Source organism: Corallococcus sp. AB049A (assembly GCF_003668885.1).
In the GTDB taxonomy this organism is placed as follows: Bacteria; Myxococcota; Myxococcia; order Myxococcales; family Myxococcaceae; genus Corallococcus; species Corallococcus interemptor.
Genome location: NZ_RAWL01000289.1, coordinates 1 through 11,156 on the forward strand (window position 1 = coordinate 1; position 11,156 = coordinate 11,156).

Genomic DNA, 11,156 nt, shown 5'->3' on the forward strand with positions numbered 1-11,156 from the left:
AGGGGACGTGGGGCCTGGTCGCGCTCACGGTGCGCGACGACGGGTGCGGGATTCCGAAGGAGCGCCTCAATCAAGTCTTCGACCCGTTCTTCACGACGAAGAAGCGCGGGCAGGGCACGGGCCTGGGGCTGACGATGGTGGCCCACGTCGTGCGCAACCATGGCGGACGGGTGGAGCTGGAGAGCACGCCGGGGCAGGGCACCCGCGTCACCGTGCTGTGGCCGGTGGCCCGCGCCGTCCCAGAGGAACGAAATGCCGAGCGACTTGCCGTCTGACGCGCGCATCCTCGTGGTGGACGACCACGTGGAGATGGGGCGCATGCTCCAGGAGCCGCTGGCCGACGCGGGCTGGACGGTGGACCTGGCCACGGGGGGGCAGGAGGCGCTGACGCTCATCCGCTCGCGCGTGTACGACGCGGTGCTGACCGACCTGCGCATGGAGAAGGTGGACGGGCTGGACGTGCTGGCCGCCGCCCACGCGGTGGACGCGGAGCTGCCCGTGCTGCTGATGACGGCCTTCGGCGGCGTGGAGAGCGCCGTGGAGGCGATGCGCCGGGGCGCGTACCACTACTTCACCAAGCCCTTCCGCCTGGACGAGGTGCGGCTGTACCTGGGCCGCGCGCTGGAGGATCGCCGGCTGCGAGCGGAGCACCGGGCGCTGAAGTCGCAGGAGCGAAGCGGCCTGGGCGCGCTGGTGGGCAAGAGCGCGCCCATGCGCGGGCTGTATGAGCTGATTGATCGGGTGGCGCACGCGGCGGCCCCGGTGCTGCTGCGAGGCGAGAGCGGCAGCGGCAAGGAGCTGGTGGCCCGTGCGCTGCACTTCGAGGGGCCTCGAGCGGCCGGTCCCTTCGTGGCCGTCAACTGCACCGCGCTGCCGGGGCCGCTGCTGGAGAGCGAGCTGTTCGGCCACGTGAAGGGCGCGTTCACCGGCGCCACGTCCGTGCGGCGAGGCCTCTTCGTGGAGGCGCACGGCGGCACGCTGTTCCTGGACGAGATAGGCGACATGCCCACGGAGCTCCAGGCGCGGCTCTTGCGCGTGCTGGAGGACGGCGAGGTGCGCGCGGTGGGCTCGGATGCGAGCCGCACGGTGGACGTGCGCGTGGTGGCTGCGACGCACCAGGACCTGGAGGCGCGCGTGCGGGAGGGGCGGTTCCGCGCGGACCTCTTCTACCGGCTCAACGTCGTCACGCTGCGGGTGCCGTCGCTGAAGGAGCGCCGGGAGGACATCCCCCAGCTGGTGGAGCACTTCACCGCCCGCTCCCGGGCGCGCAATCCGCGCTCGCGCGTGACGTCGCTGTCACCGGAGGTGGTGGCCGCGCTGGGCGCCATGCCCTGGCCGGGCAACGTGCGCGAGCTGGAGAACCTGGTGGAGCGGCTGGTGGTGCTGGTTCCCCGGGAGACGGTGACGCTGGAGGACCTGAGTCCCCACGCTCCGGTGCCGGAGCCGGTGAGCCCACTCGCCCAGGCACAGGAGGGCGTGTGGACCCTGCGCAAGCTGGAGGGGGAGTACATCCACTGGATGGTCCAGCACTGTGGGGGGAACAAGACCCGCGCCGCGGAGCTGCTGGGCATCGATGTGTCCACCATCCATCGTCGTGAGAGGGAGCGGTAGGTTGAAGGTCGCTACACGTGCGCGACAGCTCTCCACAGAGCCACTCCCAGACGGTGAAGGGTCTTTTTTGTGTGAGAAGCCCGAGCGATGCAGCGGCCTCTGCATGGAGGGCAGCTGGTAACAATGCCCGTGTGGGTCGTCAACTCGCCTATCAGCTCGCGCACCGACGCGTCCGGTTTCTAAGCCACTAGCCGCGTGATCTCGATGGCTGCCTTGTCCAGATAGGCAAGACGTCGCCACCGCCACTGGGCTGCGGCACGACGTCTCCTGTCTCTCGGTATAGTCAAAGGTCGCGGCTGACCATCGCCTCGACAATGCCCAGCAAGTGGGCAATCTGAGCACGCGACAGGCCCTCGTCGTGGAAGGCTCGCCCGATGGCCGTCGCAGCTTCTCCGGGGAATGCGCTTCGCTCATCCGCAGAAGCTCAGATTTCGACGACCGCGCCAAACGAGCCCTGGGTTAGTGGCGCATCAGTGCCGCTTGAACTCCAACGCGATCATCGCTTCGAACTTTTGCAATTGCGTCCTCTGCTCTTGCTTTATGTTGACTTAGGGTGGAGGCGGACAAAGCTGGTAGGCCGATCACCAGTGCGCGACCTGCAGCGCCGACAACGTACGCGCGCCCATCTTTCGTTGCTTCCAATAGCGAATAAACCCAAGTGCTCCATGCGTCTGGTGATGCATTGGTCATTCTGTCTTTTTCGACGAGGAGGGCAAGAGTGTCGCAGGCGCGCACCGCAACCGATACGAGTGGGGAACGAACGAGCAGTTCGATGTGCGCGCGCCACTGTTCGGAAACAGGCAGCGAGGTGTTTTCAAGCAGAGACCCAATTGTTCGCAGGCCGGTCATGGCTCTGGAAGTCTCGCCGCCAGATGTGTCCGACAGCAAGATGGAAATAGCGTCCCTCAGGAGTGGCCAGACAGGCTCAATTTCAGCCGTCGAAAGGCGGGCGACGGTCTCGGCGGAGTTTGGAGAGGCGCTGAGGCACACTTCCAACAGGGAATACCATTGTTCACGCTCCGCTTCGGCTGTGACTGGAATCGCCTTGACGGCAATCAGGGCAACCGTTCTGCCATCGATCGGGCTCCTTTGGGCGCCAGACTGCCGGAGTCGATGATTGAGCTTGGATGCTGTGACAGCCAACTGCCTTGAGTCCAGGAAGGGAGTGACGGCTGCTAGCGCAGAAATAAGTCGCTCTGGTGCTGAGTCCCAGCCCTGAACAAACAATTTCTGGAGGATTTCCGCGGCAATTGCGCTGATTGTGCTCTTGGATTGTCGGAAAAGATGTGCTTGCAGGTGGGCGACAGTTGACTCGGATCCTGAGCCCAGTGAAAAATCCTTGAGCATCTTCTCGACAAGGGGAAGAGCCCTGCTTTCCAATGGGAATGCCGCGCGACCAGCACTAGAAAAAATCTCAATGATCAGGCCGCAGATGTATTCAAGAGTAAACGCATTGTTTTTGCCGTGCGCGATCCATGACTCCAGCAGGCGATGCACTGTGTCGTCGATCGAGTTCTGCGTAAGTCCTCCATGGGTAATCCATTTTTTCCAAGGGAGAGTTCGCAGTTCCTGTGTGAATTGCTGAAAGGAGTGGGATGTGTGGACGGTTTCAAGCCATTTACCAAAGTCAGCCTCAAAAATGGCAATCTTTGATATTTGCCATCTGACTATTTGGCTTCTGATGATTGACTCTAGGCCGGCGCTCGTTGATGTCAGGGAGTCTGAACGAAAGAGTTTTATGCTATCTTGAACTCTTTTGCGCGCCGCCTCAAGCCATTCTCCTAGTTGGACAAGCTGGGCGTCTGTGAATTCAGGAATAACGTAGCTCAGCGCCTCGGCTCTGGAAATCCATTCTCCCGGCCAGCGACCGTCTTCCAGTAAGAGCTGTATGAGAGGCTTTTCTATCGGTCCTCTGCCTAGTCGTTGGGTTTCGAGGCGAATCCAGTTTTGCAGAGACTCAGAGCCATATCGCGCAAGGGTTCGAGTTGCCTCAAGGGTCTGTAGATTGTTCCATTGGAGTTGTCCGTTGATCTCGGCGATGCGTCCAATGGTTATTGGGTGAATCCAGCGGGACTCCATCCAATGCTGGAGCTCTAGCGTGATACGATCGGCGGTGCCCGTGCTTGCGGGGCTACGCACTGGATGCCAAGCTCGTTTCCGAAGGCTGGTTGTGACCTCCTCGAATGCTTCGGTTTCTTGCGAGCGAATCCATGAAATGTGGGATGGAAGGTTGCGCTCAATCCAATCTTTGCGACGTTCGAGTTCATCCTTTTCGACAGAGAGTTCCTCGCGTTCTTGTCCGCGTATGCCGATCAATGCATTCAGTGCGCTGTTGATGGTCAGCCATTCAATTGCCTCAGGCTCGCCTTCGTCGCGAGAGAGTTGGGCTGCGCGTATGTACTTTCTGACGGAACGATCAAATTGACAGTCAAGGGCAGAGAAAAAGCCTGCCCGACGAAGAGCTTGGGCACTGCTTTCGTCTGAGGAGTGTGGCAGTCTTGCGCCGGTGCGAAATCTCACCTGCCAGTCGAGATCTTCTATTTGGCCCTTCTCTTCTTGGCTCCAGTTGTCGCCCAATAGGTCGTGGGCGGTTGCGATGATGTCTCGTGAGTTGTCATGCTCTGCGATATGTGAGAGCAGCTGGAGCTTGAGATTCCGAACTATGTGCGTTGGGGCATCTTGTGGGATTGATTCGAGTTCGCGAAGCAGGTCAATGGAGAATCCCTCTCCGCCAAAAAATGCTCCATGATGAATGGCGATTGACAGCAGAAAGCTTGGCCAACTCAAGCCGAAGGCTTGGCGGATTTTGCCAAGAACGACCTGTTGGTTTTGAGGCGCGCTCGCTTGGGTTGCCTCGAATTCAGCTGGAAACGCTATCTTCAGTGCTCTGTGTGTCGTGAGATTAATCAGTTGCTGTCTGTTATATAGCTCGCTGGCTGTCGGGAGTTCGTGTCCTTGTTGCTCGAGCCAGATGGGCAGCGAGGATGCGAGCTCTTTGATGCTGGCTGTGCTTTCGATTCTGGATTTTATGTATATGTATTGCCTGTGTGAGTCTACTGGGCGGAAGTAGTCGCCGATGGTTGAGATTAGTTTGGGGAGGTGTTGGGGTTGGACTCCAATGAAGTCAAGCGCCCCTTTCCAGTATGAACGCCGGGCCACTCCGGGTTGTCGTCCAACGACAAGGTTGATCCAGGGGTTCCGAACTGCCCCGGCGAAGTCGCTCACCCATCCACTCCATTGAACGAAGTTTGGATCGGTTGCGCTGAAGCCAATCAGTAAAACGGGATGCTGCAGAAATAACTGCCGAGCCTTGGCCAGCATGCCGGCGTGGGTTGTTGGATATCTTCGATAGTCTTCGAGAGATAGGACGATGGTCTCCGGTCTGGTCAATACGCCGTGTAAATGTATTAGCTCAAGATCTTCTTCTCGGTTGCTTGAGCGAACCAGATCAATGTCGGTTTCACTGATCTTGAGTCTCGTTGGGATTTTGTATTTCGCATGAGCCTTCTGAATGAGCGTGTCGTAATTTGTTGTAAGTATTGTTTGCCAGGGCACCTCAAACAGGGCGCGATGTGCTTCGCCTGGATCGAGAAGTCTGTCGGGAACGGCAATCTCGATTTGACGAAGCAGTGAATTCAAGCCGAAGCGCTGTTTGTAGAGTTCTGCCAGCCAAAGAGCGTCGGCCTCATCCGACTCCCCGTCGTGTTCGAGATCATTCTTGAGTTGTGAGGCTAGCGCAGACCATACAAGCGCGCGGGGAGGGCTTGAGCGGGTTCGGTTTGGGTCGAGATCACGCCATCGGGGCACTGGGTTGGCGTTTAGAGACATCCCTGCTCCGACTAATGCAACTGGCCGACGTTCTCTTGCCGTACGAGCCCAATTAAGAAGGGAACTTGCTGCGCTTTCTGATAGGAGTGGCTGGTTGTCTGGTTGATCTGCGGTAAGCTCTTCAAGAAGCCAGTCGTCAGTTCTGAGAGTCATTGATTTCAACAGAGCAGGCGGTGGAGAAGGTTGTTGGGCCTACACGCGGTGGTTATACCGTCTTGTGGGGCGTGAAGCTTGGTGGGCGGGAACGGCGCTTTCGCGCGGACCTCTTCTACCGGCTCAACGTCGTCACGCTGCGGGTGCCGTCGCTGAAGGAGCGCCGGGAGGACATCCCCCAGCTGGTGGAGCACTTCACCGCGCGCTCCCGGGCTCGCAACCCGCGCTCGCGCGTGACGTCGCTGTCACCGGAGGTGGTGGCCGCGCTGGGCGCCATGCCCTGGCCGGGCAACGTGCGCGAGCTGGAGAACCTGGTGGAGCGGCTGGTGGTGCTGGTTCCCCGGGAGACGGTGACGCTGGAGGACCTGAGTCCCCACGCTCCGGTGCCGGAGCCGGTGAGCCCACTCGCCCAGGCACAGGAGGGCGTGTGGACCCTGCGCAAGCTGGAGGGGGAGTACATCCACTGGATGGTCCAGCACTGCGGAGGGAACAAGACCCGCGCCGCGGAGCTGCTGGGCATCGATGTGTCCACCATCCATCGCCGCGAGCGGGAGCGGTAGAGGGCCGGCGTGGCAATGCGCCACGGGGGGCTGGCGGATTGCCACGGTCCAGGGGTGATCGCTCGGGGGCCCGGGGGACGGTGGTTCCGGCATGTAGCTTGCTGTGACGTGGGGCCGTGGCGTCCCTGCGCACAGTCCGGGCCTTGCTGCTCGGAGCGGATGAGTCCCTGGCGTCGCTGCTGGCGGACGTGCTGGGCGATCTGGGTATCGCCCTGTTCCTGGACGCCTCGGACGCCGCGCGGCCGGACCTGGTGCTGGCGCACGTGGAGCGCGGGGAGGCCATCCTCCCGGTGCTGACGCGTGCGCGCGCCTGCGCCGCCGCCGCGCCCGTCGTCGTCCTGCTGCCCTTCGCGGACGAGCGCCTGGTGTCCCGCGCCCTGTGTCAGGGGGCCCGGGCATGTTTCGCGCTGGGCCGTCCGCTCGACGAGCTTCGCGCCCTGCTGCGCTCGCACTTTCCTCTGTTGGAGACCCCCCATGGGTGAACCGATGGCCGTCGTCACCGTGCTGCGCCCCGTTGTCCCCCTGCGTGTGGTGGCCGTGCCCGAGCCGGTGCCGGATGCGGGGGAGCCCTCCCTCTTCCAGGCCGGCCAGGTGCGCGTCACCGCCGAGCGGCTCGTCGTGGGCGGCCAGAGCTGGGCGCTGCGCGACGTGAGCCAGGTGGAGACCGCGCGGCGCACCCCGAAGGTGTGGCCCTACCTGCTCGCGGTGGGTGTGGCCGCGGCGCTGGGGCTGCCGCTCTTGTCCTGGCTGTCCGTCTCCGTCACCGCGCTGAAGGGCGCGTACGAGGCGGGCCTGGGGCTCACCGCGCTGGGCCTGTTCGCGTCCATGGGCGCGCTGCTCGTGGTGGAGGACACCCACTACCTGGTGCTGGGGCTGCCGGGCGGCTCGCGCCGCGTCTTCGGCAGCCACGACGCCCAGCTCATCGCGCGGCTTGCGGGGACGGTGCGGGCCGCGTGCCAGCGGCCGTGAGCTGTTCGCGCACCTGGGAGACGATTTCGAAGGAGCGCAGCCGCGCCGCGTGGTCGTAGATCTGCGCGGTCACCATCAGCTCGTCGGCCCCGGTCTGCTCGATGAGGGACTGGAGCCCCTCGCGCACGCTGTCCGGCGAGCCCACCACGGTGCACGCCAGCATGTGCTCGATCTCCGCCAGCTCCATCTCGTTGAGCTGGCCATCCAGGCTGTCCACCGGCGGCAACAGCGGGCCCGGCCGGCCCCGGCGCAGGTTGAGGAAGGCCTGGAGCAGCGACGTGAAGAGGCGCTGGCCTTCCTGGTCCGTGTCCGCGGCGAAGACGTTGACGCCAATCATCGCGTACGGCTTCCGCAGCACGTCCGACGGGCGGAACTGCGTGCGGTACAGGTGCAGCGCGCTCATCATCTGCGCGGGCGCGAAGTGTGACGCGAACGCGAAGGGCAGGCCCAGCGCCGCGGCCAGCTGCGCGCTGAAGGTGCTGGAGCCCAGCAGCCAGATGGGCACGTGCAGGCCCGCGCCCGGCACCGCGCGCACGGCCTGGGTCGGCGTGGCGTCCTTGAAGTAGTTCTGCAGCTCCACCACGTCCTGCGGGAAGCTGTCCGCGCCACCCAGTCCCCGGCGCAGCGCGGCGGAGGTGCGCTGATCCGTCCCCGGCGCGCGGCCCAGGCCCAGGTCGATGCGGCCCGGGTAGAGCGTCTCCAGCGTGCCGAACTGCTCCGCGATGACCAGCGGGGCATGGTTCGGCAGCATCACGCCGCCCGCGCCCACGCGGATCGTCTTCGTGCCCCCCGCCACGTACCCGATGACCACCGACGTGGCCGCGCTGGCGATGCCCGTCATGTTGTGGTGCTCGGCCAGCCAGAAGCGCAGGTAGCCCCACTTCTCCGCGTGGCGGGCCAGGTCCAGGCTGTTGTGGAGGGCCTGGCCGGCGTCACCCCCGGAGATGACGGGGGACAGGTCGAGGACGGAGAAGGGGATCATCGCGGGGGACCCTCGCGCCCATGAGGGGCGGGAAAGCCCTTCGATAGCCAGGGCCCTCGGGGTTTTCACGCCATTGACGCACCGCTCGGTCGCTCGGGCCCTCCAGCCTGGCGGGCGGGGGCCATCCCACCCATCAGCCTGGCTTCACTCGCGTGGGGAGGCGGCTACCGCTCCGGCCTCGCGCGGGCCAGCGCGGCGTGCGCGCGGGCCAGGGTGCCGTGCGGATCCTCCTCGCCCTGCACCGTCACGGCGATGGCCACGCACGCGGGCTGGCCGGGCGCGTCGAGCAGCTGCTGGCGCACGGCCTCCGCGCCCACGGCGTCCGCCCCGGGCAGGGCGAGCAGGAAGCGGTCCCCCGTCCAGCGCACCGCGAAGCCCGGCGGGGGACAGAGTCCTTCCGAGCGCCGGGCCAGCTCGCGCAGCGCCGCGTCGCCCGCGTCGAAGCCGCGCGTGCGGTTGACGGCGCCCAGCTCCACCAGGTCCACGAGCAGCAGGCTCATGGGCAGGCCCTCGCGGCGGCAGCGGCCAATCTCCCTGGCCAGCCGCTCCTCGCCCACGCGCCGGGTGTCCAGCCCCGTGAGCGCGTCCTGGCGCAACAGCTGCTCGCGCTTGCCCTTCAGGTCCGCGCCGATGCCCAGGTCCACCAGCGACAACAGCTGCGCGATGCCTCCAGGAGCTGCGACACGTGCTCCGCCAGGTCCGGCAGCGGCTGGGGCTTGCTCAGCACCAGGTCCACGCCCAGTGCCTGCGCACGCGTCCCCAGGTCCGGCGTGGCGAACGCGGTGAGCAGCACCATGCGCGTCGCCGGGGAGGCGTCGCGAAGCCGCTCCGCGATGATCAGCCCTTCCTCGGACTGCGTTCCGCTCAGGCGCAGATCGCTGATGACCACGTCGTAGCGGCCATGCTTCACCCGCTCCAGGGCCTCATCGAGGTCCGTGGCCGAGTCGACCTGGTACCCGGCGCTGGAGAAGAACCGGCCCAGGACCCAGCACAGGACCGTCTCGTCGTCGATGATCAGCAGGTTCCGGGGCACGCAGGGCGGCATGAGCAAGGAAGGGGCCAGGGACCTGGGAATAAAACGGGCAAAGTCGTTACAGCCACTTGGCCCGGCGGCACCCCATCCGCCGCGCGCGTTTGTCCAGGTTGCGGATCCATTTTCCGGAATCCGGACGTCTTTCCGGGAATGACGGCAGCCCGGACTTCTAGCGCATGAGGAGGGGCTGGGACGGGTCCTCGTTGGCCGCGGCGGGGATGAGCGCGGACAGGTGGAGGATGAGCACCGGCATCAGCTGCGGCTTGGGCAGGAGCTTGGTGATGCCGCTGGCCCACGCCGAGTGCCGGACCTCGTCCAGCGGCAGCGCCGTCATCAGCAGGATGGGAAGGTGCGAGTCCTGCAGCCTCAGGTCGCGCGCGAAGCGCAGACCTTCGTCCATGCCGGGCCGCCCGAAGGGGTGGTCGATGAGGACCGCGTCGATCAGGTTCGTGTCCAGCAGGCTGCGCGCCTGCGAATCCGTGCGCGCGGTGAGGACGGTGAAGCCCGCGGCCGTCAGGTGACGCGCCGTTGCCCCGCGAACCGGGGGCTTCGAATCGAGGAGGAGGATTTTACCGTGCATGCACAACGACAGTGCAGCTGTTGTGCCACGCGGAGCGTCAGCCCCCAATCCCAGTCATTGCAAGGGATTGGGTGAAGGGGAGGGCGGGCGCCAGAGGCCGTTTTCCACATCCTGGACCGGGCTCCGGATTCTGGAATGGGCCCGCCCGCCGGAGCCCGGGCTCCGTGGGGCTGGCCACCGGATATATCAGCCTGATATATCCGGGTGGAGGAGGCAGTCAGTCATGGCGAGGGAGAGCACCTGTCGGTTCGCCATCCTGGGGATGCTGTGCCGGGAGCCGATGAGCGGGTACGACCTGCGAAGCGCCATCGAGCGGTCGGTGGGGCACTTCTGGCAGGAGAGCTACGGGAACCTGTACCCGACGTTGGAGCGGATGGCGGAGGAGCGGCTGGTGGAGCTCGAGCCAGAGGAGCGCTCACCGGGCGGACGGGTCCGGAAGGTGTACCGGGTGACGGCGGCGGGGCGGACGGCGCTCGCGGAATGGCTGAGGCGGCCGGTGCTCCCGCACGTCGAGCGCAACGAGCTGCTGCTCAAGCTCTTCTTCGGGGCCCGGGTGGGGCCCGCGGACTCCCTGGCGCAGGTGGAGCGCAGCCGCGCCGAGGCAGAAGCGCTGCTGGCGGCGCTGCGCCTCATTGACGAGGACGTCCGCCACTCCCGGAAGGACGACCCGGAGTTTGCCTATTGGTATCTGTCGATTCGCGCGGGGCTGCTCGGGCTGGAGGCGCACCTGCGCTGGTGTGACGAGGCGCGCGAGGCGCTCGAGCGGCTGAAGCCGGCGACAGGGTCGACGAAGAAGAGGGGCGCGCGATGAGCGGTCCTCCGGACGAAGGCGCGCGGCGTCTGTCCGTCTTCATGCCGTGGCTCGCCCTGGGCGTGGGGGCCGGGCTGGTGGTGTTGCTGAACACGGAATGGGCGGTGCTGCCCGGCTGGCTGATGGGCGCCCTGTTCCTCTTCTTCTCCCGGCGGCAGCGTCCCGCGGTGGGCTTCGTGGGGCTCCTGGTGGCGAACACCGTCGCCGCTGGCGTGGCGAACCTGGGGGTGTTCCCGGGTTCCACCGCGAGCGCCTTCGGCATGGCCCTGGGCGGCGCGGGGGTCGTCGCGGGGCTGTACCTGGCGGACCGTCTCATCGTGGGGCCGCGCGGCTCCTTCGCGGGGACGCTCTTCCTGCCGGCCGCGACGACGGGGATGGAGCTCTTCAGCAGCCTGGGCAACCCGTTCGGCACCTGGGGCGTGCTGGCCTACACCCAGGCCCGGGTGCCGGTGCTGGTGCAACTGGTCTCGGTGACGGGGTTGTGGGGCCTGACGTTCGTCCTGGTGTGGTTCGCCACCGTGGCCAACTGGGCGTTCGAGCACCGGAAGGCGGGGCGCCGTGTCCTGCCCGGGCTGGCGGTGTACGCGGCGGTGTGGGTGGCCATCCTCGGCTTCGGCGCGCTGCGGCTC

General features: G+C 65.5%; 10 protein-coding genes and 2 pseudogenes. 7 read left to right on the forward strand and 5 right to left on the reverse strand.

From position 1 onward, the window contains the following. Together D7X55_RS26635 and D7X55_RS26640 are read left to right on the forward strand one after the other, a co-directional pair. Positions 1-275: sensor histidine kinase (locus D7X55_RS26635; protein ID WP_147470213.1), on the forward strand; the 275-nt coding region annotated here is incomplete at its 5' end. Next, on the forward strand, positions 253-1,611 hold the full coding sequence (locus tag D7X55_RS26640; RefSeq protein WP_370450126.1) for a sigma-54-dependent transcriptional regulator: 1,359 nt from the start codon (positions 253-255) through the stop codon (positions 1,609-1,611). The genes D7X55_RS26635 and D7X55_RS26640, both read left to right, overlap by 23 nt. A gap of 459 nt (positions 1,612-2,070) precedes the next feature. Here the strand turns inward: D7X55_RS26640 and D7X55_RS26645 are convergent, their stop codons facing one another. After that, positions 2,071-5,439: an SIR2 family protein gene (locus D7X55_RS26645; protein WP_158626428.1), complete on the reverse strand. Its 3,369-nt coding sequence runs from the start codon at positions 5,437-5,439 to the stop codon at positions 2,071-2,073. A gap of 239 nt (positions 5,440-5,678) precedes the next feature. Between D7X55_RS26645 and D7X55_RS26650 the strand changes: the two are divergent. From D7X55_RS26650 to D7X55_RS26660, 3 genes and pseudogenes are all read left to right on the forward strand, one after another. Further along, positions 5,679-6,152: pseudogene (locus D7X55_RS26650) on the forward strand (helix-turn-helix domain-containing protein); the annotation flags it as partial. Between the two features lie 116 nt (positions 6,153-6,268). Further along, positions 6,269-6,634, forward strand: coding sequence for a DNA-binding response regulator (locus D7X55_RS26655; protein ID WP_120548582.1), 366 nt, complete (start codon positions 6,269-6,271; stop codon positions 6,632-6,634). After that, on the forward strand, positions 6,627-7,121 hold the full coding sequence (locus D7X55_RS26660; protein ID WP_147442743.1) for a DUF6232 family protein: 495 nt from the start codon (positions 6,627-6,629) through the stop codon (positions 7,119-7,121). Before D7X55_RS26655 ends, D7X55_RS26660 begins: the two co-directional genes overlap by 8 nt. On the opposite strand, the gene D7X55_RS26665 is transcribed toward D7X55_RS26660, so the two are convergent. The 4 genes from D7X55_RS26665 to D7X55_RS26680 form a co-directional block, all read right to left on the reverse strand. Beyond that, positions 7,072-8,103, reverse strand: a complete 1,032-nt coding sequence (locus D7X55_RS26665) for an LLM class flavin-dependent oxidoreductase (protein WP_120548580.1) — start codon at positions 8,101-8,103, stop codon at positions 7,072-7,074. The genes D7X55_RS26660 and D7X55_RS26665 overlap by 50 nt on opposite strands. Positions 8,104-8,267: 164 nt before the next feature. Then, entirely contained in the window at positions 8,268-8,747 is a 480-nt protein-coding gene (locus D7X55_RS26670; protein ID WP_233610085.1) for a GGDEF domain-containing protein, read from the reverse strand. Next, positions 8,720-9,136: a response regulator gene (locus D7X55_RS26675; protein ID WP_233610084.1), complete on the reverse strand. Its 417-nt coding sequence runs from the start codon at positions 9,134-9,136 to the stop codon at positions 8,720-8,722. Before D7X55_RS26675 ends, D7X55_RS26670 begins: the two co-directional genes overlap by 28 nt. A 169-nt stretch (positions 9,137-9,305) precedes the next feature. Beyond that, positions 9,306-9,716, reverse strand: coding sequence for a response regulator transcription factor (locus D7X55_RS26680; RefSeq protein ID WP_120548578.1), 411 nt, complete (start codon positions 9,714-9,716; stop codon positions 9,306-9,308). Positions 9,717-9,939: 223 nt separating this feature from the next. On the opposite strand from D7X55_RS26680, the gene D7X55_RS26685 reads away from it, so the two are divergent. Both D7X55_RS26685 and D7X55_RS26690 read left to right on the forward strand, forming a co-directional pair. After that, positions 9,940-10,527 (forward strand): PadR family transcriptional regulator, encoded by a 588-nt coding sequence (locus D7X55_RS26685; protein ID WP_120548577.1) that lies wholly within the window; start codon positions 9,940-9,942, stop codon positions 10,525-10,527. Beyond that, positions 10,524-11,156: pseudogene (locus D7X55_RS26690) on the forward strand (apolipoprotein acyltransferase); the annotation flags it as partial. The gene D7X55_RS26685 and the pseudogene D7X55_RS26690, both read left to right, overlap by 4 nt.

Excerpts from the sequence above, each read along its gene's own strand:
- D7X55_RS26680 (WP_120548578.1), bottom strand. The coding sequence starts at position 9,716 with ATGCACGGTAAAATCCTCCTCCTCGATTCGAAGCCCCCGGTTCGCGGG.
- D7X55_RS26660 (WP_147442743.1), top strand. The coding sequence starts at position 6,627 with ATGGGTGAACCGATGGCCGTCGTCACCGTGCTGCGCCCCGTTGTCCCC.
- D7X55_RS26640 (WP_370450126.1), top strand. The coding sequence starts at position 253 with ATGCCGAGCGACTTGCCGTCTGACGCGCGCATCCTCGTGGTGGACGAC.
- D7X55_RS26685 (WP_120548577.1), top strand. The coding sequence starts at position 9,940 with ATGGCGAGGGAGAGCACCTGTCGGTTCGCCATCCTGGGGATGCTGTGC.
- D7X55_RS26645 (WP_158626428.1), bottom strand. The coding sequence starts at position 5,439 with ATGTCTCTAAACGCCAACCCAGTGCCCCGATGGCGTGATCTCGACCCA.
- D7X55_RS26665 (WP_120548580.1), bottom strand. The coding sequence starts at position 8,103 with ATGATCCCCTTCTCCGTCCTCGACCTGTCCCCCGTCATCTCCGGGGGT.